Here is a 21,213-nt window from a genome sequence, read left to right as displayed (position 1 = left end):
AGGTTTTTAACAATATACAGGGGATAATGGAGAAAATTTTGGATTTAATTGAAAATTAATCGGATTAAAGATACCCTCATCCCTAACCCTTCTCCCGCAAGCGGGAGAAGGGAGTCTCAAAAATTCAAATGGGACAACCCTGGTCAGTAGACCCTAAACTATAGCTAGAAAATTACTTTCACGGTACAATTCCAAGTCAATTTTTTGAAAGAGACATTTATGTTAGAAGTAAATCAAATTAACCAAAATCTGAGCGATTTAGGTGAGAGAGTTGACGCGCTTCGGGGGTATCTTTGACTTTGAGGTGAAAAAGGAGCGCTTAGAAGAGGTTATTCGTGAGCTAGAATCTTCTAATGTCTGGGATAACCCAGAGAGAGCACAAGCCTTAGGTCGTGAACGCACGCAATTGGAAAATGTAGTTTTTACTTTAAGTAACTTAGAGCAATCCCTTTCTGATTTTACTGAATTATTTGAATTAGCACGTGTAGAAAATGACGAGCAAACGATTCATGAAATTGGTTCTGAAGTACAAAATATAGAACGAATAGTTGCTGAATTAGAATTTCGTCGTATGTTTTCTGGAAAAATGGATACCTGCAACGCTTATTTAGATATTCAGTCCGGCTCTGGTGGAACCGAGGCTCAAGATTGGGCGGAAATGCTTCTGCGCATGTATTTGCGATGGGGGGAGCAGCATGGATTTACTACTGAGCTTATTGAATGTTCTCCTGGTGATGTAGCAGGCATTAAAAGTGCTACGATTTATTTTCAAGGGGAATATGCTTTTGGGTGGCTTCGTACGGAAACTGGAGTGCATCGTTTAGTACGGAAATCCCCATTTGATTCAGGCAACAGACGCCATACTTCATTTGCAGCAGTGTTTGTTTCACCTGAAATTGATGATGATGTTGAAATCGAAATCAATCCCGCAGATCTGCGTATTGACACTTACCGTGCTTCAGGAGCAGGTGGTCAGCATGTAAACCGAACTGATTCCGCAGTACGTATAACCCACGTTCCCAGCGGTATTGTGGTACAATGCCAAAATGATCGCAGTCAGCATCGCAATAAAGATCAGGCAATGAAGCAGTTGCGTGCTAAATTGTATGAATTGAAAATGCAAAAGAAAAACGCTGAACAACAAGCATTGGAAGCGAGCAAATCAGACATTGGTTGGGGATCGCAGATTCGTTCTTACGTATTGGATCAATCACGTATTAAAGATCTACGCACTGGTGTTGAAACCAGTAATACTCAAGCAGTATTAGATGGTGCATTAGATCAATTTATTGAGGCCAGTTTAAAGGTGGGAGTTGGAGTAGCATGACAGAAGAACAACAAATTGAACAATTAGATGAAAGTGAAGTCTATCAGATACGCAAACAAAAATTAGTTGATTTACGTGAGCAAGGATTTAATTTCCCAAATGAATTTCGTCGTGAGCGGTTAGCTGTTGACTTGATCAACGAATATGCAAATGCAGAGAAAGAAGTTTTGGCTGCAAAAAAAGTAAAAGCTTCGGTAGCTGGCCGTATTGTTTTAAGGCGGATTATGGGTAAGGCTAGTTTTTTTCATATCCAGGATGTATCTGGACGTATCCAAATCTACATCAGAGCCAATGATCTCCCCGAACTTTATGAACAATTCAAGCATTGGGATTTGGGAGATATCGTCGGTGTGTGTGGTGAGTTATTTAAAACTAATACCGGTGAATTAACGCTTAATGCAGAACGTGTCGAATTATTGACTAAATCATTAAGACCATTACCCGATAAATTTCATGGTTTGGCAGACCAAGAGGTTAAATACCGTAAACGTTATGTTGATTTAATTGCAAATGAAGTAAGTAGGAACACATTTCGCATCCGTTCACGTCTTATTCAAGCATTTCGCCAATTTATGGACAGTCATCAATTCTTGGAAGTCGAAACACCAATGATGCATCCTATTCCAGGTGGCGCAGTTGCTCGTCCTTTCATTACTCATCATAACAGTTTGGACATGACTATGTATTTGCGTATTGCTCCTGAACTTTACTTAAAACGTTTAGTTGTGGGAGGATTTGAACGCGTTTATGAGATTAATCGTAATTTTCGCAATGAAGGTATTTCAACACGCCATAATCCTGAATTTACTATGATTGAATTTTATCAAGCTTATGCTGATTACAATGATTTCATGAATTTTACTGAGCAGTTATTGCAGTATTTATGTGATAAAGTTTTAGACACTCGTCAAGTAGAGTATCAAGGCAAGGTAATTGATTTTGACAAACCATTTGTGCGTATGACGGTTAAAGAATCAATTTTACATTATCATCCTGAAATTTCTTCAGAGCAATTAGAGAGTGTTGAAAGTTGCCGTAAACTAATTAGAGAAAGAGGCTTTGAGTATAAAGAAACAGATGGTCTTGGCAAATTACAGATGGTTCTTTTCGATGAAACAGTAGAGCATCAATTATTCCAACCAACCTTTATTACCGCTTATCCGACTGAAATTTCACCATTGGCTCGTCGCAATGATAGTAATCCAGAAGTTACAGATCGTTTTGAATTTTTCATTGCCGGACGTGAAATTGCTAATGGTTTCTCGGAGTTAAATGATGCAGAAGATCAAGCCGAACGCTTCCGTAAACAAGTAGCAGAAAAAGATGCCGGTGATCTTGAAGCCATGCATTATGATAGTGATTATATTGAGGCACTTGAATATGGATTGCCACCTACAGCGGGAGAGGGTATAGGTATTGATCGATTAGTGATGTTATTTACTAATTCGCAGTCAATTCGTGATGTTATTTTATTTCCGCATTTGCGACAGGAATAAATATAATGATACAAGCGAATCCTTTTATCGAGCTCAGTTTATGGCTTGCCAATGAGCGTGAGGAAGGAGCTTCTAACCCGAATTATGCTGTTTTATCCTCAACTTCTATTGAGGGGTTAGCCCGCAGTCGCGTGGTAGCCATTCGTGAAATTACTGATGAGGCAGTACTTTTTTTTACACAAAAAAGTACACGTAAAGTTAGAGATTTACTACATAATCCTCATGTAAGTTTGGTCTTTTGGCTTGAATTGCAGCAAAAAGAAGTCATTATTGAAGGTAACGCGATTGCCTTAACTGCCTTAGAGAATAAACATTATTGGGAACATTATCCCAGATGGGCACAAATTCACTTTTTAAGTTATGCTCCAATTTCAGCCCAAGTTATTTCCTCTAAAGATACCCTGGAAAAAAAGAGAGAAGAAATTGAACGAAAATTTGTAAATCAAGAGCTTCCAATAAGTCCTGAATATTGTGGCTTTAAAATTGTACCGCAGCGTATAGTGTTTTATGCTTACCGTACTGATGAGTTATCCGATGTGTGGGAGTATACTTTAGAAAATAAATCGTGGAAGATTCAAAGGCTTTCACCCTGAATTTATAGAAATATTATAGGCTTATTATTAAAAATTAACAGTACATAATTTTAATTATTTGCTCATAAAATGTAAAATTATTTTGTATTATGCGTAATAAATTGACCGTGGTTACCCACTCTGTATAATACCCAGACTCCATGCTATTTTTGGTACGCTCTATGGAAACCAATGCTATGGTGGCTGTTACTCCTGTGATGATACAGGAGATGTTAAAAACGCCAAGCATATTGAAAGAACAAAATTTTGACGATTTATCTTCTGAGACTTTAGTTCACGTGATGGATGAGTTAAACAATGAGTCACTCTATTGGGTGATTAAGGCCTTGTTTTCACGACGCAATAAGGAAAGTGTTACCTGGCAAAAGAGATGTTTGAAAAAGTTAATACGATTTAAACAACTCAGAACTAACGACTCACTTTTTAGCGATTCTTATGATCATGGTACTTTGCGCTCTCTCATTAAAGAGCACACACAGGGCAAAACGGGAGATGTACAGCTCTATGGTATGATAGCCCTTGCTATCGATACAGGGTTTACTATTCCTGACGAGGTAGTTAATTGCTTGGTCATTAATTACCAAGCTAATCACTGGATTCCTCTTTTAACTGAAGAGCAGCGAGTTCGTTGTTTCACTGAGTTGCTCAAGAATGCTGATACAGATAGAAAGTACCTGAATTTATTACACTTTCTAAGTCTTGATGAAAAGCAGGCTCAGTTTGAAGTGAGGCAAATCATGGAGGATATACTTAAAAAAAATCCTGGCTTTCATGTAAATAATGTCAATAAGAATAATACTAGCTATGAGGACAATTTAATGGTCCTTAAAGTATTACCTGTGCTGATATTGCATTTAAATAATAAGAGGCATTTAGAGTTACTTAATTTAATTCTTCCACGCCTGAATGATCCTGACGAGAATCTTCGCGAAATTGTTTTAAATATTATAGATAGCTGTATCCCATATTTAAATCTTAAAGAGCATGAAATAGTTTTTGATGCCATTCATGGCAAGCTTCATGATAAAAAAATAAAAGTTCGTCTTGCTGCGCAAAAAGTAATAAATACATGCATGGCGTATTTTGAGAGTCGGTTATTAGATAAAAAATTGCCCAAAATAAGCTCTATGAACATGAATATTAGTGAAGATGCTTTAGTGATTATTACGGCTTGCATTTCTCCATTAAATGATGAAGGGCAGCAAATTATAAATGCTAAAATTCTCAAAAAATTACAAGAAAAGGATTGGATTATTCACAAAGAAGCAGTAACAATTTTAACTACATGCATGCCCCATCTTAATGATGAACATCATCAAAATTTGTTACAAATATTGTTTTCCAAATTAAATGAAAAGACATCTAAGGTACGTAAAGCAGCCGCAAAAATTCTTTCGGAATGCATGCCATTTCTTAATGAGCAACGGTGCTTGGATGTATTTGGCGTCATTTTGCCAAAGTTAGATGATACAAATTGGTTTGTCCGTGAATCTGCATTAAAAATTATTATTTCCTGCATACCTTATTTAGATGAAGAAAAGCGCCAGTGTGTATATTTAGCTATACTTCCGCACTTAAATGATAATAATTGGGTTGTGAGTGATGCGATTTTACAATTGATGGCTTCGCTAATTCCCTATTGGAGTAATCAACAACATCAGCAGGTTATGGGTGTCATTCTTCCCAGTTTGCAGGATGATGATTGGGGCTGTCGTTATATGACATTGCAGACTTTACTTTTACTTGTACCGGTGCTTAATGATAAGAATAATCAATTCTTATTAGATGCTTTCCTATCAAAGCTCAATGACAACAGTTCGATTGTTCGAAGTATGGCACTGCAAGTATTGCTCTTATTTATTCCGCGCTTAAAAAAGAAAAATCATCAAAAAGTATTAGATGCTCTTCTTCCTTGTTTCTATGATAGAAATTCTTATGTTGCCAAGGTCTCTCGTAAAGTCATGAGTCAATTAATGATGCATTTACACAATAAGAAACGTCAGTTGGTGTTTGAATTGATTTTTTCTAAATTAAATATTCCTCATAGTATGATTCATGAAGAAGCTTTGTTGGATGTTATTATGTGCATTCCTTATTTAACTCAAGCGTGGAGTGCAAATATATTTAATGTTATTTTGCCGCAATTAAATAGTGAAAATTTGAAGGTTAGAAAAGCAGCCATGCAAGTATTTACTGCTTTTGTTCCTCATTTGACCGAATTTAAGCGCCAAGAAATTGTACAAAGGATGTTACCAAATTTAAATGATGAGCATTGGGAGCTTTGTGAAGAGGCACTAAAGGTTATATTGACCAGCAGCATATATTTAAAAAGTAAAGCACGGCATTTGCTTTGTGAGCAGTTAGCAGATTATATTCAGCAAAATTCATTAACCCGATGGTGCGATGAGGTTGCTGGTACGTAAAGATCAGGGAACCTGTGACAGCTTGTCATTCAAAGGAGCTTGTTGTGCCTTTCAGAAAGAGCTGATGATAAATGTTACATTCCTGAATAGTTAGGCCCACCACCACCTTCAGGAGCATGCCAGACAATATTTTGTCGCGGATCTTTAATATCACAGGTTTTACAATGAATGCAGTTTTGGGCATTTATTTGTAACCTGGGGCCTTGTTCATTTTCAACAATTTCATAAACTCCAGCAGGGCAATAACGAGTTTCTGGCGAAGCATATTTTTTAAAATTGATATCAATTGCTAATTGTGCTTTTTTTAATTCTAAATGACAGGGTTGATTTTCTTCATGAAAGGTATTGGTCTGAAATACTGAAGAAAGTCGGTCAAAAGTTAGCACATTATCTGGTTTGGGATAATTAATTTCTTTGGCTCTCTTAGCCAATTTTAAGGCGGAATGATCTGCGTGATTAGCCAAGGTCCACGGTGAATGACCTTTTGTTATGTAAGTTTCAAAAGCAGCATTGATTAAACCGGGAATAAGACCGTATCTAAATCCTGGTCTTATATTACGTACGGCATACAATTCTTTTTCTAACCAAGAGTTTTTAATTTTTTCGGGATAATTGATTAGTTCGAGCTGATTTTCACTCATTTCCTGTACTGTTTCAAAACAGGCTTCTGCGGCTAACATGCCTGACTTCATTGCTGTATGGATGCCTTTAATTTTTGGCACATTGAGAAAACCTGCTGCGTCACCAATGAGCGCGCCACCAGGAAATGTTAATTTAGGCAGTGATTGCCAACCTCCTTCATTCAATGCGCGTGCACCATAAGCAATTCGCTCCCCACCTTCTAAAATGGAACGAATTAGGGGATGAGTTTTAAAACGCTGCAGTTCTGCAAAAGGATTAAGCCAGGGATTTTTATAATCTAAACCAACCACAAATCCAAGTGCGACGCGTAGATCTGATAAATGATAAATAAAAGAGCCACCATATGTGATATAGTCCATAGGCCAACCTACAGTATGAATAACTTTTCCGGCCTCATGGTGTTCTGGTTTTACTTGCCAAATTTCCTTGATTCCCAGGCCATATGTCTGTGGATTTGCCTTATCTCTTAAATGATAGCGGGCCATTAATTTTTGGCTTAATTCTCCGCGGCAACCTTCAGCAAATAGTGTCTGTTTTGCAAGTAAATGCATACCAGGTTGGTAATTACTGGTTTGTTCATTGTTTCTATTAATACCCACATCACCCGTAGCAACGCCAATGACTTGGTTCTGAGCATTGTATAAGGCTTTAACTGCAGCAAAACCAGGATATATTTCGCAACCCAAAGCTTCTGCTTGTTCTGCCAGGAATATGCAAAGCTCACCTAAACTAATAATGTAATTTCCTTCATTATGCATTGGAGCTGGTGTTGGTAATTTATAAGCATGTTTTGCGGTGAGAAAATAAAAAAGATCCTCATTAACTGGTGTATTTAGAGGGGCATTTTTCCAGGTTTCAGGAAGGAGTTCTTTTAGGCTTCTAGGTTCTAATACTGCTCCAGACATGATATGGGCGCCTATTTGAGCGCCTTTTTCTAATATACAAACGGAAAGTTCTTGTTCTGCAGCTAATGCCAATTGTTTGAGTTTTATCGCAGCAGATAATCCTGCCGGTCCTGCGCCGACGATGAGTACATCAAATTCCATGGTTTCGTTTTCCACACGCGCTCCTACGTACAAAAGATAAAATAATCTCCTTTCTAAGGATTAATATCAAGATTATATTGAAATTTTTACAATAGATACTATGTACATTTCTACCATTTGACCTAAATGAACTGATTTGGAGATCCTTGGTTCTATACACTTATTTTCCATAGAATAAAAGAAGTACTGGCGCGTTGGTGAGTGAATTCTGGGACTAGCCCAGAATTCATAGTGAGTTATTAAACACTTATTAAAGTTATAAAGATTATATTCGCGTGTCTATTAATGGTTGTAAGATCATCTCTGATCTCGACTCAATTTATGGAGTTGCTCTATGAATAGGTGATTCTTCAGGTGTAAATCCAAATTTATTATCCACAGCATGCGTTCTATCAATAAATTGTTGTAACATTGCTGTTATCTTTAATAATTCATCTTGACCTTCGGTTTTTTCTGTTGGGTTAGCTAAATCTTTAAAATCTCCATTAATAAATAAAGATGTGTTTGAGCGTTTTGTTTTCGCATTGATATTTATAGCACCACCAAAGAATCTATCCTGAAATCCTAAAGAGGACATTGAATTAGTAAGAAGATTTAGATCTACTTCGTCTAATTTTTTCTTTGCATCAAGTGTAGTTTGCTGAGATTTGTTTACTTGTTTCTCAACTTCCTCAATCAAATCTTTAATTGACTCTATAAATTCCTCAGGATTTTGAATAATTTTTTTTGCTAATACATGGAGATTTTTATTACGGCTTTTTGCCACTTGCAGATCGGCTCCTTCCGCAAGTTTTACTACCCCATTTGTTTGCTCTAATAGCATATTTGCAAAGAATTCATTAAGATCCACCAATTTTATTTTAATTTCATTTAGCTGTGGAAAATTAGTTGAGTGTTTTTCTAAAGAAGGCAGAAAACTTTTTACAGTTTGATAAAGATTTTTTACTTTAACAAGAGGGTTGGTTTTTGTTGCATCAAAATTGGGATCGAATGCTGCAAAATTACGGATATAGTCGGTTAGATTTACTTTCATAATTTCCTACAAAGGGTTTTAGAATGGACTTAAATCGTGTGATTTGATTTTGTGTGTATTATTTTTTCATTTCGCTATGAAAATTGTCAATTTTTTCTTTGGAATATCTTATTAGGTAACATCCATGATTTTTTTTACACACTATTCAAATTTCTTGCGCGGGAGAGGAGGCAGATCGAAATATGCTTAAAGATCTGCACATGGTTTAAGGTTGGGGCATGTGTAGAAATTTCAGGTCCAATGATATGGACTCATCCTCCCTTTTAAAGGGCCACTAGATGAGCCAAAATGGTTTCGCTAGAAACTAAAAAAGAAAGGAGAGTCCATGAGCAATAGTACTGTACTAGGGATAGATTTGGCAAAAGATGTTTTCCAATTACATGGAGTAAATGAACACGGAAAGCCGACATAGAAGAAGAAGGTGAAACGAGAAGCATTGGCTAACTTTATCGCACAGATGCCTCAGTTGCCTATTAGTTTGTGCAAATAAATAGAAAGACCTGTGCTTCTTTTATTTTATGGATGAGATAAGTATAGGGTGTATGTTTATCTTTTCTTCTTTTTAGCGATTTTATTTTTAACATAAATTAAGGAACGTGCATGAGAAAAACCTAGCCAGCTGAAAAAATTGACAAATGCAGCCCGGTGCATATTTAAGGCAATATAAATTTCAGATTTGGGATTACTGATAAGCTCTTCGAGTTTGTCAGAAAACTTTAAACCTTCAATGGCATTGATAATACAGTCAATTTTATAACCACTATTCATCCAGAAAGGATTCCAACGCTGATCTTGGCCATTGCGTAAACGTGAAAGTACGTCGATCACTGCATGGCCGGCAACGCCATGCTTACTTAAAATATTGACTGCAGTATAAAGAGCAGGATAAGTATCATTCGAACGAGCATAGCCTTGGGCAATTGCTTTTATTGACGCATTATAATGTTTTCTATAATGTTCTACTCGACTATGATTGCCTGCGAGTGCATATCCCATGGCAATACATCCAGGATCTACTAAATGGCGTGTACGATACTCTTCAACTTTTGCATGATTACCATTACGCGCATAGCCTATAGTAATAAGGCCGGCATCCGCATGGAACATCAGTCGATATTCTTCGACTAAAGTGTGATTATTGGCTAAAGCATAGCCCATAGCAATTGAATTAACATCTGCATTATATCGTGAGCGATATTTTTCAACTTGGGTATGATTGTTTGCTTGAGCATAGCCTATAGCAATTGCATCGACAGAAGCTTTAAATTCACGGCGATATTCTTCAACTTTATTATGATTACCTGCAAGAGCATAACCCATAACAATGGTATTGGTATCGGCTTTAAATTGTTTGCGATATTCATCTACCTTGGCATGATTACCCGCTAGCGCATAGCCCATGGCAATGGCTTTAATGTCTGCCTTATGCTGAATTTGATAATATTCAACTTTGCTATGGTTACCTGATTGCGCATAAGCCATGGCAATTGCATTAACATTGGCATGGTATTGAGAGTGATATTCTTCAACTTTGTTATAATTATGAGCATGAACATAACCCATAGCAATTGAATTAACATTCGCATTGCATTTTGTTCGATATTGTTCTGTTTGCTCATGATCACCAGATAGAGCATAACCCATAGCAATTGAGCTCGGATCGGCGCGATGTGCAATGCGATATTCTTCAACCATGCGATGATTGCCCGCAAGAGCATATCCCATAGCAATAGAATCGACCATGGCTCCTATTGCACGTAACATTTCCGCTGCTTTCTGCTGGCCACTCGCTGCTAATTTACCGGCAGGGGTAAAATAAGGAGGTGAGTTATCCAATGCATCTAAATGCACACCTTCCAAAGCTTTTTCCAATTCATAAATATCTGTAGCTTGTAAGGCTGTATTATAAATTTTTTCAAACATATGAGCCTTTAAAGTAAATACAATAACTTATTGTAAAATAATAAAGTCAAATGTTACTTATATACAGTGTAGTGGCATTTCCAGAATTCTGCTTATGTATTTAAAATTCAGCTAAACTATTTTGTAGAGAAAGTAGATGGAGAATACTAATGAAAGTGGCATTTAGCAGTTTATTATTAATATGTTCTATGAGTGTTCATGCTGATGAGGGGTTATCATTAGATGTGAATGTTAACGATCCTGGCTTTGTTCTGTCTGTGCCTGCAAACCCAAGTACAGGATTTCAATGGACAGTGGTGCAATATGATAAAAATTTGTTAACACTTGGCATGCGTACTTATGAAAAGCCAAAGACCAATTTGATTGGTGCCGGCGGACAAGTTCATTTTACTTTTAATCTACAAAAGGGAAAAAATTTTCCTCCTAGCACAGAGGTTCAACTTAAGTATGCGCGATCTTGGGAGCCGAAAACAGCGGTCATAAAAACAGTGAAGATTAATTTTATTAAGGATTAATCTATGATGTTTTTGTTAATCTCTTAGTGGATATGATGAATCTATTTAAATGACAATTCATATTCCACGCAATGTTTAATTATCATTCATTGTGATATAATAATTCCAAATTAACTTGCTTGGTCTCTATACATGATATCATTGGTTGAACTCTTTTCATCATTTAAAATAGAAACATTCAATTCCGCTCAGTTATCCGAAATAAAACAAGCTTTAGAGCATTATTATATGGATGAATCATTAAAAAAAATTCTTAATGAATTAAAAACTGCTACTGAACCAGCAGGCCTTATCACCAGTAATTGGTTAGCTGCGATAACCAATTTAGAAAACCTCGTCGTCTTATTCTCGCAGTTGCCGTTAGAAAAAATAGACATACTATGCCAACACTTGGGGGCAAAACTCAAAAAAAATTATGTGCGTGAGGCAGAAGATTATATTTTTTTACTGGGGTTTCTTTCTTGTGAAAAGCAAAATATCGTGGCAAAACATTTTATCAATATAAATAATCTGTTAAAAAATAGGGGCCCTGAGACGAACTTATTAGCCCTATTACTAAGGCATGTAGAAGTATTAGATGTAGTATTGGACCTACTTTCGGAAGAGCAATTTTTTGAGGCAGTGACAACTAAAGATCAATTTGGCCAAACAATTCTGCATTATCTTGTCTGTGCTCCAGAACATTTAGTAAGTTTTCTCGAAGTATTGCCAGAAAATAAGCGTTTAGAGGCAGTGAGGATTAAAAATTCACTGGGTAAAACAATCTTGCACAATGTGGTCGAATTTCCAGAGCTTTTGAAGGCTATTTTCGAATTATTAAAAAAGGACATTGCGCTCTTACAAGAGCTGGTTAGGTCTTGCAAAAGCTCCCCAACACAGTTGAAGAAGTTAAAGGATCATATTGATAAGGATCATATTGATGATGTTTCTCTCGCAGAAATGTTTTATTCAATTGAACATCCATATATTGATTTTTTGTATTCCACTACAGTAGATTTTACCGATAGTGCACGCAATACAATACGTTCACTTTATTCGAGTAGCAGCTCATTTTTTTCGAGCGTTCACAGAGAGTATAGCGAAAGGACTCTGGATTATACCCAACAAACACTAGGAAAGGAATTATAATAGGGGCATGCAGCACGGCTGTCCCATTTAAAATGTGACGTCTTTCCGAGTGTAGCGAGGAATCTCCTGCGAAGTAGCACGATATCATTTTGAATAAACCATCCATGAGTTCTTGATAATGCCAGTTTTGTGCTGTTCTCACCTACCACTTGCATCAGCGCAAGTAACACTTGATTGGCGTAGAGGCTCCATAATGGTTAATATTTAAGGATATACTCTAGCTTTTTTTAAATGGCAAATATCGAGGCTCCCAATACATATCGTTAATTAACTTTTCCAAATCTGCATCCTGATTAGTTTGAGCATAACCTAATTCAATAGCACAACGCGCTACAGCTACGGCAATTTCTTTAGCAACCAATTGTGCATCATCTAGCGAAGGCAATAAAGGTAAGAAACTGTCTTTTTTACTTGGGGCAAATTTACATAAAGCCTGGGCAGCAGCGAGAATCATTTCTTTGGATAATTTGGCTGCGTTGACTGCAAGAACACCAAGACCAATACCCGGAAATACTAAGGCATTATTGCACTGTGCAATTTGTACCATACGATTATGGTATTCAACTGGTGGGAATGCAGTACCAGTAGCTATGAGTGCACGTCCTTGGCTCCAGGTTAAAATATCTGCGGGCTTAGCTTCGCATTTTTCATCTGGATTGGATAATGGGAAAATAATAGGACGCTCACAAGCCTTAGCCATGATTTCTATAATGTCCTGGGAAAACGAACCAGCTTGCGCTGAGCAGCCAATTAAGACGGTAGGTTTCACATGTCTTATTGTATCGGTAAGTGAAGGATGCTGTTTTTCATTGATAGACCATTTGGTTATCTCTTTAGGATTGCGCGCATAAGGTTTTTGCGCTTCAGTTAATTCAGGATCGTTATTGAGTAATAAGCCTTGCCGGTCAATTAACCAAAAACGCTGATATGCTTCTTCTGAGCTTAATCCATTTTGAAGCAGCAAATCAATAATTTGATCACTGATACCTGTTCCTGCAGAGCCCGCACCAAAAACAACGATACGTTGGTCATGTAATTTAGAGTTCGTTACATCACAGGCAGCTAATAATGCTGCTAGAGTCACAGCTCCAGTTCCTTGAATATCATCATTAAAGGTACATAATTGGTTTTGGAAGCGATCTAAAATTCGGCGTGCGTTATTGCGGCCCAAATCTTCCCAATGCAGGAATGCATTAGGGAATTGTTTATGAATGCCGTTAACGAAGGCATCAATAAAATCATCATAATCTTGACCGCTAATTCGTGGATGACGACAACCTAAGTACATGGGATCATTTAACAAATCCTGATTATTGGTTCCCGCATCAAGAAATACTGGAAGTGTACGTGTTGGATCAATACCACCACAAAGGCAATAAACCATTAATTTCGCCACCGGGATATCCATACCACCAATACCTTGATCGCCAATTCCTAAAACGCCTTCACCGTCAGTAACCACAATCACGTCAATTTCTGGATTCGAGCGATTTTTTAGGATTTCATCAATTTGATTTTTATCTGAGTGTGCAATGTATAAGCCGCGTGGTTGACGGTATTCGTGGCTAAAGCGTTTTACTGCCGTGCCTACAATCGGAGTATAAATTGTTGGCAGCATTTCACCTAAATGGCGTGCCAGCAATTTGTAAAATAAGACCTGATTTTTATCATGTAAATTATTTAGATAAATATTCTGTTGCAACCTTGTGGTATAACTTGAATATTGCAGATAAGCGCGTTTTACTTGTTCGTCAAGAGTTTCGATTCGATGGGGAAGTTTTCCTAAAAGACCAAATTCTTTGCGTTCCTCATTAGTAAATGCGGTCCCTTTATTTAATTGCGGTGTTGTTAGTAAAGGTTTTCCACAAAGTGATGTTTCTATATACTTTTCCCCAGTATGTTTATCGCGTAATAATTTAAAGTCTAGCATGGGATATTCTCATTAAGATGGAATTACAGATTGTGTGGTGATAATATCGACTTTTTGTAGTTTACATCAAGAGGTTGGGTATGAATAAGTGTTTGGCGGCAATATTAATAATCTTAGGAGTAACGTCCTGTGCGAAGAAAGATGAATTCTATTACCAAACACACCCTAATGAATTACAACAAGCAATCAAAGCCTGCCCCGGGAAAACACCGCAAGGATTTTCTTGCGAAGAATTGCGGGTAATCGCTGGAAATATGAATAGGTTAGCATATCAGTTACAAAATAGTCCCCAAGATTTTGGTAACAAGATTTTATCTTTGCAAGAAACGCTCGCTAAGCAAGAGCAGCAATTAAAAACTGAAGGCGGCAATGCAGAGTTAAAGGCGAATATTACGCAAAATCAACGTGATTTAGCTGAACATTTGGCAGTGGTCAAATGGTTGGAGTCACCGGCGAGTTAATGATGAGAGTATTAATCAGTAATGATGATGGGGTGCATGCTCCAGGAATTAATATTTTAGCTAAAGAATTAGCGACGATTGTAGATATTGAAGTGATGGCTCCCGATAGGAACCGTAGTGGCGCCAGCAACTCATTAAGCTTGACTCGGCCATTAAAAATTACGCAGTTGGAAAATAAATATTACAGTGTCGAAGGCACGCCTACGGATTGTGTGCATTTAGCATTGACTGGCTTTTTAAATCCAGTTTTTGATATGGTAGTATCCGGAATTAATGATGGTGCAAATTTGGGTGATGACATCCTTTATTCAGGTACCGTTGCGGCGGCAATGGAAGGACGCTACTTAGGTTTACCTGCAATTGCTATTTCAATGGCAGGGGATAACATTCAACACTATAAAACCGGAGCCTTAATTGCTAAACAGTTAGTAATGCAATTAAGCACACACAGTTTGCCTTCACAAACGATTTTAAATGTTAATGTACCGGATTTACCTATAGATCAAATTAAAGGATTACAAGTAACCCGTTTAGGCACACGCCATGGGGCTGAGCCTATTGTTAAAGATCATGATCCACGTGGGCGTCTAATTTATTGGATTGGTTTGCCGGGGCAAGCCGCAGATGCAGGGCCTGGTACGGATTTTTGTGCCATTAATGAAGGTTATGTATCAATTACCCCCTTACATTTGGATATGACAAATTATAAAATGTTTGAACAGCTGTCGAGTTGGTTGAATGGAGTTAATTTATCTCTTTGAGGCTTACGATCATGCAAACATTTTGCAAAGGATTTTTATGTCTTTTCTTCGTAACCATTATTGGTGGCTGCGGATCCAATTTAGCCCCGGTAACTGAGTTAAAATGGCAACCGTATTCAACACAAAAAACAACACATATAGTTCGGCGTGAAGAAACACTATTTGCTATAGCATTTCGCTACGATACGGATTATCGAACACTTGCCCGCTTAAATCATCTTAACCCACCTTATTCTTTAAAGGTTGGTCAAGTATTAAGTTTACAGGGGATAAAACATAAAACGCCGGCAACGGCAAGATCTGTCCCGCAATATCAACGTTACAACCCTAAATGGGTTGCACCACAAAGAGCAATTTATTCTCCTCTACAACGTTACGCACGTTCTGCTTCAGGGTGGTTATGGCCTGTTAGTGGCAGGGTAGTTACCTCATTTATTCCTGAGCAAGGCAAAAAAGGCATAAATATTGCATGTAGAAATGGGGGAAAAGTAATTGCTTCTTCGAGTGGAACAGTGGCTTATGCAGGCAGTGGTTTAAGAGGTTATGGTAACTTAATTATTATTAAGCATAACCATGAATATCTCACAGCCTACGGAAATAATGCTAAAATCATAGTTTCAGAGGGTCAATTTGTGAATGCAGGACAGGTGATTGCTGAAGCGGGTATTATTGATCATAAGTATACAGGTGTTCATTTTGAAATTAGAAAAGCAGGTGTCCCTGTCAACCCCTTGAATTATTTGCAAAAAAGTTGACTTTTAGTGTGCAATTATAGCAACAATTAGATGTATACTGGAGTTGCAGCTCGTCATGTTGTAAGGGATTTCGTGATGGGACGACAACCTGAAAAGTGTAAAAAATCTTAAGACACGGCTAAACATTACAGGTGAGATCATGCAAGATGACGATGAATCAGTTAAAGAAACTGAAATTAAGGACGAGGATTGGTCTGAGGCAGACGATGATTCGATCTTGATGGATGATGATGAGCTTGATGCGCTTGCTGAAAAAGCAGAGGATGATTCTGATTTTCATGATTTTTCGGATGATACAGCGTTATCTTCTTTAAGCCGCAGTAAAAACATTCTTAAAATGATGGATGCTACTCAGCTGTATTTGAGTGAAATTGGATTTTCACCCTTGCTCAGTGCTGAGGAAGAGGTACATTACGCAACTCGTGCTTTAAAAGGGGATGTAGCCGCTCGTAAGAAGATGATTGAATCTAATTTAAGATTGGTGGTTAAAATTTCTCGACGTTATTTAAATAGAGGCCTACCTTTGTTGGATTTAATCGAAGAAGGAAATTTAGGCTTAATGAAATCTGTGGAAAAATTTGATCCGAATCGCGGTTTTCGTTTTTCTACTTATGCTACGTGGTGGATTCGACAAACAATTGAACGCGCTATTATGAATCAGACAAGGACTATTCGTCTGCCAATTCATGTGGTGAAAGAGTTAAATGTTTATTTACGTGCAGCACGTCAGCTCACCCAAAAATTGGATCATGAACCTTCCCCGGAAGAAATTGCGGAAATGGTTGATAGGCCTTTAGAGGACGTGCGCAAGCTGTTGGGCTTGAACGATAAAGTCACTTCAGTAGATACACCTATTGGGTTTGACGAAAATAAATCACTGCTGGATACCATTGCTGATGAAAACAGCGTAAATCCTGCAGAGTTGTTAACTAATGAAAACTTGCGTTTACACATTGAGTCGCTTTTGGATAAACTAACCGAAAACCAGCAACAAGTGATTGCACGTCGTTTTGGTTTACGAGGATTTGAAAAAGCAACTCTTGAGGATGTAGGTAAAGAAATTGACTTGACTCGTGAGCGGGTGCGTCAAATTCAAGTTGAAGCTTTAAAAACCTTACGTGGCTTACTAGAGAAAGTAGGATTAACTCAAGAAGACTTGTTTTAATGGGTTAGGGTGAATTGTCAACACATCCTAATATTTTTGTCGATTTTGATCCCCTCACACCCCTTTGAGGTTGGAGGCACTACCATTCAGTTAAGGAACATAATTGTTTGCCTACGTCCCGCGACTTGTTCGCGGGATCCATCTACGGAGCCAGATTTTTGGATTGCACGAATAAGTTGCGGAACGTAGGCAGTGAAAAATTTGCTTAACTTATGGCAATGAGGGTTAAGAGAAGAGTTTCAGGCAAATTTAACCCTTAAAATAGGTTTTCAATCCTTGCCAGCATTGATAATAATCTCTTTGTCTTTCAGGAATTTCCATCGCTTGTTTAGTAACCCGCCATACATCTCTTGTCTCAAGCATAAATGCCAATGTATTAAGGTAGGGTTCTGGTTGCAGATTTTTGTTTATGGCCATTTCATAACTGACTTGATCTGGGCCATGTGGGGTCATGCAATTATGAATACTGACACCACCAGGTGAAAATCCTTCTTTTTTCGCATCATATTCACCATAGATAAGTCCCATTAATTCATTCATATAATTGCGATGAAAATAAGGAGGCCTGAAAGTGTGTTCAGCTACCATCCAACGTGGAGGAAAAATCACAAAGTCTAAATTGGCGATACCGGGAGTATCACTTTCTGAGGATAATACAGTAAAAATAGAAGGGTCTGGATGATCAAAACTGACCGTATTGATGGTATTAAACAAGCTTAAATCGTAGCAATAAGGCGCATAATTTCCATGCCAGGCTACCACATCTAATGGCGAATGATCACTCTTGGCAACCCAGAGTTTTCCCTGATATTTACATACCAAACTGATTTCTTGTTTATTCTGCTCATAGGCTGCAACAGGGTATTGAAAATGACGCGGATTGGCCAAACCATTAGAGCCAATTAAACCTAATTGTGGGAGGGTTAAAGGATTACCACTGTTTTCACATATATAGCCTTTAATTTCTTTACTTGCTAATTCCACTTTGAATTTAATTCCACGAGGAATCACTGCAATCATGCCGGGAAAAAGATTTAGCAGACCAAATTCAGTATGGACATTCATTTCACCTTGGTAGAGAACGAACAACATTTCGCCATCATTATTAGCAAAATATTTGTCCTCCATAGAGCGAGTAGCATGATAAAGATAAGTAATGACGTGTTGATTTCCGGCAAGATGAAATAAACCATCAATAAAATCGCAATTCTCTTCTTTATTTTGCATGGGAGACCAACGCAATGGATTAGGTGCTTGTTCTGTATTATAAGGTTTTATTAATTCTTTACCATAGGAGGTATAATCTTGATGGACCACCGAGGGAAGGATGCGATATAACCAGCTGTGTAAGTTTTGATGACGTAGGCGTGTAAATGAAGTGCCACTTAATTGCTCAGCATACAGTCCTAAATTACAATGTTGTGGTGAGTTCTGGCTACTGGGTAACGCTCCTGGAACCGCTTCACTTTGATGATGATTGCCAAAACCATACAAATACACTGTTTATCTCCTTATGTCCTTTGATGATTAACTAGTGTGCCATGAAAGCTCATTTAGGTACAACAGTACTATAAAATTTAACTTGACGGGATTTTCAGACTGGAAGAATATCAGACCCTAATAAGATGATAGAAAAAGATGTTTTTTAAACAGCAAAAATTAGATCCGAGTCTGAATACTTTCTTTATGTATTAAATTAAATACAATTTATTTGAATAGTGATATCACTTCCTCATTATAATATTGATGTTACGGCTTTTTTAAAATTATTTATCGATGATAATTTTCAATTATTGAGTAATATTTTGCCATCAAACATTAATGCAAAAACCCTTCTATAAAGCCAAGATCATGAAGATTTTTTCCTACAGAATAGGTATAATTTCTTTTATTTTAAATTTTGATTTAGAGGTAAATCATGGCAGGGCATAGTAAGTGGGCTAATATTAAATTCCGTAAAGGAGTTCAAGATGCTAAACGCGGTAAAATCTTTACAAAATTAATTCGTGAAATTACTGTGGCCGCGCGTATGGGCGGTGATGATGAATCATCCAACCCAAGATTACGAGATGCAGTAAAAAAAGCATTAAACGCCAATATGAAGCGAGATACCATTGATAATGCAATTAAACGTGGTGTAGGAGGACTAGAAGGTGATGCGATGGTTGCTATGCGTTATGAAGGCTATGGCCCAGGTGGGATTGCAGTACTTGTAGATTGTTTATCAGATAATAAAAACCGTACTGTTTCTGAAGTACGTCATGCGTTCACTAAAAATGGTGGTAACTTGGGAACAGATGGTTCTGTATCTTACTTATTTACCAATCAAGGTGAAATTCTCATGGCTTTTGGAGTATCTGAAGATCAAGTCATGGATGTAGCAATTGAAGCAGGTGCGGACGATGTGACTGTAGAAGAAGAGCAAGTTGAAATTATTACACCTGTAGAAGCCTATCATAGCGTATTAAATGCCTTACAAGAAGCAGGATTAACTATAGAGCAGTCACAATTAACTATGAGTGCGCAAACTTTGATTCAAATTGATGGTGAGTCTGCAGAAAGCTTAGTTAAGCTAATTGATATGCTGGAAGATTTAGATGATGTTCAAGAAGTATATAGTAATGCGCAATTTTCAGAACAATTCTTGGCATCAATGAGCGAATGACCATAATCTTAGGAATAGATCCAGGCTCGAGAGTTACCGGATATGGGATAATCAAACAAACGGGTCAAAACATAGAGTATATAGACAGTGGTTGCATTCGCACTTCTGCTGATGGTGAGTTAAGCGAGAAGCTATTGCAAATTTATGATGGCATTTGCTTGCTGATGGAGCGCTATTCTCCATCTGAAGTTGCTATTGAGCAAGTATTTATGCATCAAAACCCTAATTCTGCTTTGAAATTAGGACAGGCTCGCGGTGCGGCTATGGTCGCAGCCGCCTCGCATCGTGTTAAAGTCAGTGAATATTCACCTCGCGAAATAAAGCAAACGGTAGTAGGTTATGGGGCTGCAGAAAAATCACAAGTAAATCATATGGTAGTCAACTTACTTTCATTAAATAGCGCCCCTCAAAGCGATGCAGCTGATGCATTGGCAATTGCAATTTGCCATAGCCACATGCGACATAATGTTATTTCTGTTTTACGCAGAAAGAGCTTGAGTCTAAGGAGATTAAGACGATGATTGGATGGCTTGACGGACATATTGTTGATAAACACCAACCAGGAAAATTAGTACTGAATGTGCATGGGGTGGGTTACGACGTTGAAACTTCTTTGACTACTTTTTTTCAGTTGGATTCGTTAAATGGATCTATAGGTTTGCATATTCATACTGTAGTACGTGAAGATGCTTTATTATTATATGGATTTTTAGACCGACAAGAAAGAGCGCTATTCAGAGCTTTGATTAAGGTGAATGGCGTAGGTCCTAAAATGGCTATGGCCATTCTTTCCAGCACAACACCTAATGAGTTTATTCAATGCATTAAGCAAGAAAATGCAGTTTTTTTAACTAAATTGCCTGGTATTGGTAAAAAAACTGCGGAGCGTTTGCTGGTAGAAATGCGAGATAGTATTAAACAATTTGCAGAATCCACTGCAGAGGCTTTACATAAGTCAATGAGTTTAATGCGAGGCCAGGATGAAGCTGTGAGTGCCTTAGAAGCTTTGGGGTATAAACCACAAGAGGCATTAAAAGCGGTGAATAAAGTGGATGATGGAAATAAAAGTTGCGAGCAACTCATTCGTGAGGCATTACAGATTTTAGCTGTGCGATAATGGCAATGACCCTATTGAGTTGATTTAAATAGATTTCCAATTTAACGGAGGATGTTTTGTCTTAATTTAATAAATAAATTGACTAATATATTTAAATTAAAAGTAATTCCCCAGGTATTTAATTGAGCTCACCGGGCTTTCCCTCTCCACCGCGCGCAGCGTGGGGGAGAGGGATCAGGGGTGAGGGGGATTAAATAGTGTCGCGAAGCGACTTCATTTTATTCGGTAGCACG

General features: G+C 37.6%; 18 protein-coding genes. 13 read left to right on the top strand and 5 right to left on the bottom strand.

Features of this window, described 5'->3' with window-relative positions:
- Nucleotides 1-219 precede the first annotated feature (219 nt).
- From prfB to QM652_RS10510, 4 genes are all read left to right on the top strand, one after another.
- A protein-coding gene (gene prfB / locus QM652_RS10525) for a peptide chain release factor 2 (protein ID WP_415075551.1) occupies nucleotides 220-1,327 on the top strand; the annotation gives its coding sequence in 2 pieces (ribosomal slippage) (nucleotides 220-294 and nucleotides 296-1,327; 1,107 coding nt in all).
- Nucleotides 1,324-2,823 (top strand): lysine--tRNA ligase, encoded by a 1,500-nt coding sequence (gene lysS / locus QM652_RS10520; RefSeq protein ID WP_415075549.1) that lies wholly within the window; start codon nucleotides 1,324-1,326, stop codon nucleotides 2,821-2,823. Before prfB ends, lysS begins: the two co-directional genes overlap by 4 nt.
- A 5-nt stretch (nucleotides 2,824-2,828) precedes the next feature.
- Nucleotides 2,829-3,416, top strand: a complete 588-nt coding sequence (locus tag QM652_RS10515; protein ID WP_415075547.1) for a pyridoxal 5'-phosphate synthase — start codon at nucleotides 2,829-2,831, stop codon at nucleotides 3,414-3,416.
- A gap of 161 nt (nucleotides 3,417-3,577) precedes the next feature.
- Nucleotides 3,578-5,839, top strand: a complete 2,262-nt coding sequence (locus QM652_RS10510; protein WP_415075545.1) for a HEAT repeat domain-containing protein — start codon at nucleotides 3,578-3,580, stop codon at nucleotides 5,837-5,839.
- A gap of 74 nt (nucleotides 5,840-5,913) precedes the next feature.
- Here the strand turns inward: QM652_RS10510 and QM652_RS10505 are convergent, their stop codons facing one another.
- The 3 genes from QM652_RS10505 to QM652_RS10495 form a co-directional block, all read right to left on the bottom strand.
- Entirely contained in the window at nucleotides 5,914-7,542 is a 1,629-nt protein-coding gene (locus tag QM652_RS10505; protein ID WP_415075543.1) for a 4Fe-4S dicluster domain-containing protein, read from the bottom strand.
- Between the two features lie 304 nt (nucleotides 7,543-7,846).
- Nucleotides 7,847-8,560: a hypothetical protein gene (locus QM652_RS10500; protein WP_415075541.1), complete on the bottom strand. Its 714-nt coding sequence runs from the start codon at nucleotides 8,558-8,560 to the stop codon at nucleotides 7,847-7,849.
- Between the two features lie 546 nt (nucleotides 8,561-9,106).
- Nucleotides 9,107-10,483: a hypothetical protein gene (locus QM652_RS10495; protein ID WP_415075539.1), complete on the bottom strand. Its 1,377-nt coding sequence runs from the start codon at nucleotides 10,481-10,483 to the stop codon at nucleotides 9,107-9,109.
- Between the two features lie 149 nt (nucleotides 10,484-10,632).
- Between QM652_RS10495 and QM652_RS10490 the strand changes: the two genes are divergently transcribed.
- Together QM652_RS10490 and QM652_RS10485 are read left to right on the top strand one after the other, a co-directional pair.
- Complete coding sequence (locus QM652_RS10490; RefSeq protein ID WP_415075537.1) at nucleotides 10,633-10,998, top strand: protease inhibitor I42 family protein; 366 nt, start codon at nucleotides 10,633-10,635, stop codon at nucleotides 10,996-10,998.
- 132 nt (nucleotides 10,999-11,130) lie between these two features.
- Nucleotides 11,131-12,126 (top strand): hypothetical protein, encoded by a 996-nt coding sequence (locus QM652_RS10485; protein WP_415075535.1) that lies wholly within the window; start codon nucleotides 11,131-11,133, stop codon nucleotides 12,124-12,126.
- 217 nt (nucleotides 12,127-12,343) lie between these two features.
- Here QM652_RS10485 and QM652_RS10480 read toward each other — a convergent pair whose 3' ends face one another.
- Nucleotides 12,344-14,056 (bottom strand): NAD-dependent malic enzyme, encoded by a 1,713-nt coding sequence (locus QM652_RS10480; protein ID WP_415075533.1) that lies wholly within the window; start codon nucleotides 14,054-14,056, stop codon nucleotides 12,344-12,346.
- Nucleotides 14,057-14,136: 80 nt separating this feature from the next.
- On the opposite strand from QM652_RS10480, the gene QM652_RS10475 reads away from it, so the two are divergent.
- From QM652_RS10475 to rpoS, 4 genes are all read left to right on the top strand, one after another.
- Nucleotides 14,137-14,517, top strand: coding sequence for a hypothetical protein (locus tag QM652_RS10475; RefSeq protein ID WP_415075531.1), 381 nt, complete (start codon nucleotides 14,137-14,139; stop codon nucleotides 14,515-14,517).
- A 2-nt stretch (nucleotides 14,518-14,519) separates the two neighbouring features.
- On the top strand, nucleotides 14,520-15,278 hold the full coding sequence (gene surE, locus QM652_RS10470; RefSeq protein WP_415075552.1) for a 5'/3'-nucleotidase SurE: 759 nt from the start codon (nucleotides 14,520-14,522) through the stop codon (nucleotides 15,276-15,278).
- An 11-nt stretch (nucleotides 15,279-15,289) separates the two neighbouring features.
- Nucleotides 15,290-16,033 carry a peptidoglycan DD-metalloendopeptidase family protein gene (locus tag QM652_RS10465; protein ID WP_415075529.1) on the top strand — a complete coding sequence of 248 codons (744 nt, stop codon included), beginning with the start codon at nucleotides 15,290-15,292 and terminating at the stop codon, nucleotides 16,031-16,033.
- Between the two features lie 139 nt (nucleotides 16,034-16,172).
- On the top strand, nucleotides 16,173-17,198 hold the full coding sequence (gene rpoS, locus QM652_RS10460) for an RNA polymerase sigma factor RpoS (RefSeq protein WP_415075527.1): 1,026 nt from the start codon (nucleotides 16,173-16,175) through the stop codon (nucleotides 17,196-17,198).
- A 249-nt stretch (nucleotides 17,199-17,447) separates the two neighbouring features.
- Here rpoS and hmgA read toward each other — a convergent pair whose 3' ends face one another.
- Complete coding sequence (gene hmgA, locus QM652_RS10455) at nucleotides 17,448-18,698, bottom strand: homogentisate 1,2-dioxygenase (protein ID WP_415075525.1); 1,251 nt, start codon at nucleotides 18,696-18,698, stop codon at nucleotides 17,448-17,450.
- 418 nt (nucleotides 18,699-19,116) lie between these two features.
- Between hmgA and QM652_RS10450 the strand changes: the two genes are divergently transcribed.
- Genes QM652_RS10450 through ruvA form a run of 3 tightly spaced genes read left to right on the top strand, consistent with a single transcriptional unit; the run spans nucleotide 19,117 to nucleotide 20,980 of the window.
- Nucleotides 19,117-19,863, top strand: a complete 747-nt coding sequence (locus QM652_RS10450) for a YebC/PmpR family DNA-binding transcriptional regulator (protein ID WP_415075523.1) — start codon at nucleotides 19,117-19,119, stop codon at nucleotides 19,861-19,863.
- A complete protein-coding gene (gene ruvC, locus QM652_RS10445; RefSeq protein ID WP_415075521.1) occupies nucleotides 19,860-20,384 on the top strand; it encodes a crossover junction endodeoxyribonuclease RuvC in 525 nt (174 codons plus the stop codon). Before QM652_RS10450 ends, ruvC begins: the two co-directional genes overlap by 4 nt.
- Nucleotides 20,381-20,980, top strand: a complete 600-nt coding sequence (ruvA, locus tag QM652_RS10440; RefSeq protein ID WP_415075519.1) for a Holliday junction branch migration protein RuvA — start codon at nucleotides 20,381-20,383, stop codon at nucleotides 20,978-20,980. The genes ruvC and ruvA overlap by 4 nt, the downstream gene beginning before the upstream one ends.
- Nucleotides 20,981-21,213 lie beyond the last annotated feature (233 nt).

The organism is Legionella sp., from assembly GCF_047605385.1.
In the GTDB taxonomy this organism is placed as follows: domain Bacteria; phylum Pseudomonadota; class Gammaproteobacteria; order Legionellales; family Legionellaceae; genus Legionella.
The sequence above is the reverse complement of the archived record's forward strand: the minus strand, read 5'-3'. Positions and strand labels throughout refer to the sequence as shown.

Bases quoted from the DNA above. Each gene is read 5' to 3' on its own strand.
- lysS (WP_415075549.1), top strand. From the start codon at position 1,324: ATGACAGAAGAACAACAAATTGAACAATTAGATGAAAGTGAAGTCTAT.
- QM652_RS10515 (WP_415075547.1), top strand. From the start codon at position 2,829: ATGATACAAGCGAATCCTTTTATCGAGCTCAGTTTATGGCTTGCCAAT.
- QM652_RS10510 (WP_415075545.1), top strand. From the start codon at position 3,578: ATGGAAACCAATGCTATGGTGGCTGTTACTCCTGTGATGATACAGGAG.
- QM652_RS10500 (WP_415075541.1), bottom strand. From the start codon at position 8,560: ATGAAAGTAAATCTAACCGACTATATCCGTAATTTTGCAGCATTCGAT.
- QM652_RS10495 (WP_415075539.1), bottom strand. From the start codon at position 10,483: ATGTTTGAAAAAATTTATAATACAGCCTTACAAGCTACAGATATTTAT.
- QM652_RS10490 (WP_415075537.1), top strand. From the start codon at position 10,633: ATGAAAGTGGCATTTAGCAGTTTATTATTAATATGTTCTATGAGTGTT.
- QM652_RS10485 (WP_415075535.1), top strand. From the start codon at position 11,131: ATGATATCATTGGTTGAACTCTTTTCATCATTTAAAATAGAAACATTC.
- QM652_RS10480 (WP_415075533.1), bottom strand. From the start codon at position 14,056: ATGCTAGACTTTAAATTATTACGCGATAAACATACTGGGGAAAAGTAT.
- QM652_RS10475 (WP_415075531.1), top strand. From the start codon at position 14,137: ATGAATAAGTGTTTGGCGGCAATATTAATAATCTTAGGAGTAACGTCC.
- surE (WP_415075552.1), top strand. From the start codon at position 14,520: ATGAGAGTATTAATCAGTAATGATGATGGGGTGCATGCTCCAGGAATT.
- QM652_RS10465 (WP_415075529.1), top strand. From the start codon at position 15,290: ATGCAAACATTTTGCAAAGGATTTTTATGTCTTTTCTTCGTAACCATT.
- rpoS (WP_415075527.1), top strand. From the start codon at position 16,173: ATGCAAGATGACGATGAATCAGTTAAAGAAACTGAAATTAAGGACGAG.
- QM652_RS10450 (WP_415075523.1), top strand. From the start codon at position 19,117: ATGGCAGGGCATAGTAAGTGGGCTAATATTAAATTCCGTAAAGGAGTT.
- ruvC (WP_415075521.1), top strand. From the start codon at position 19,860: ATGACCATAATCTTAGGAATAGATCCAGGCTCGAGAGTTACCGGATAT.
- ruvA (WP_415075519.1), top strand. From the start codon at position 20,381: ATGATTGGATGGCTTGACGGACATATTGTTGATAAACACCAACCAGGA.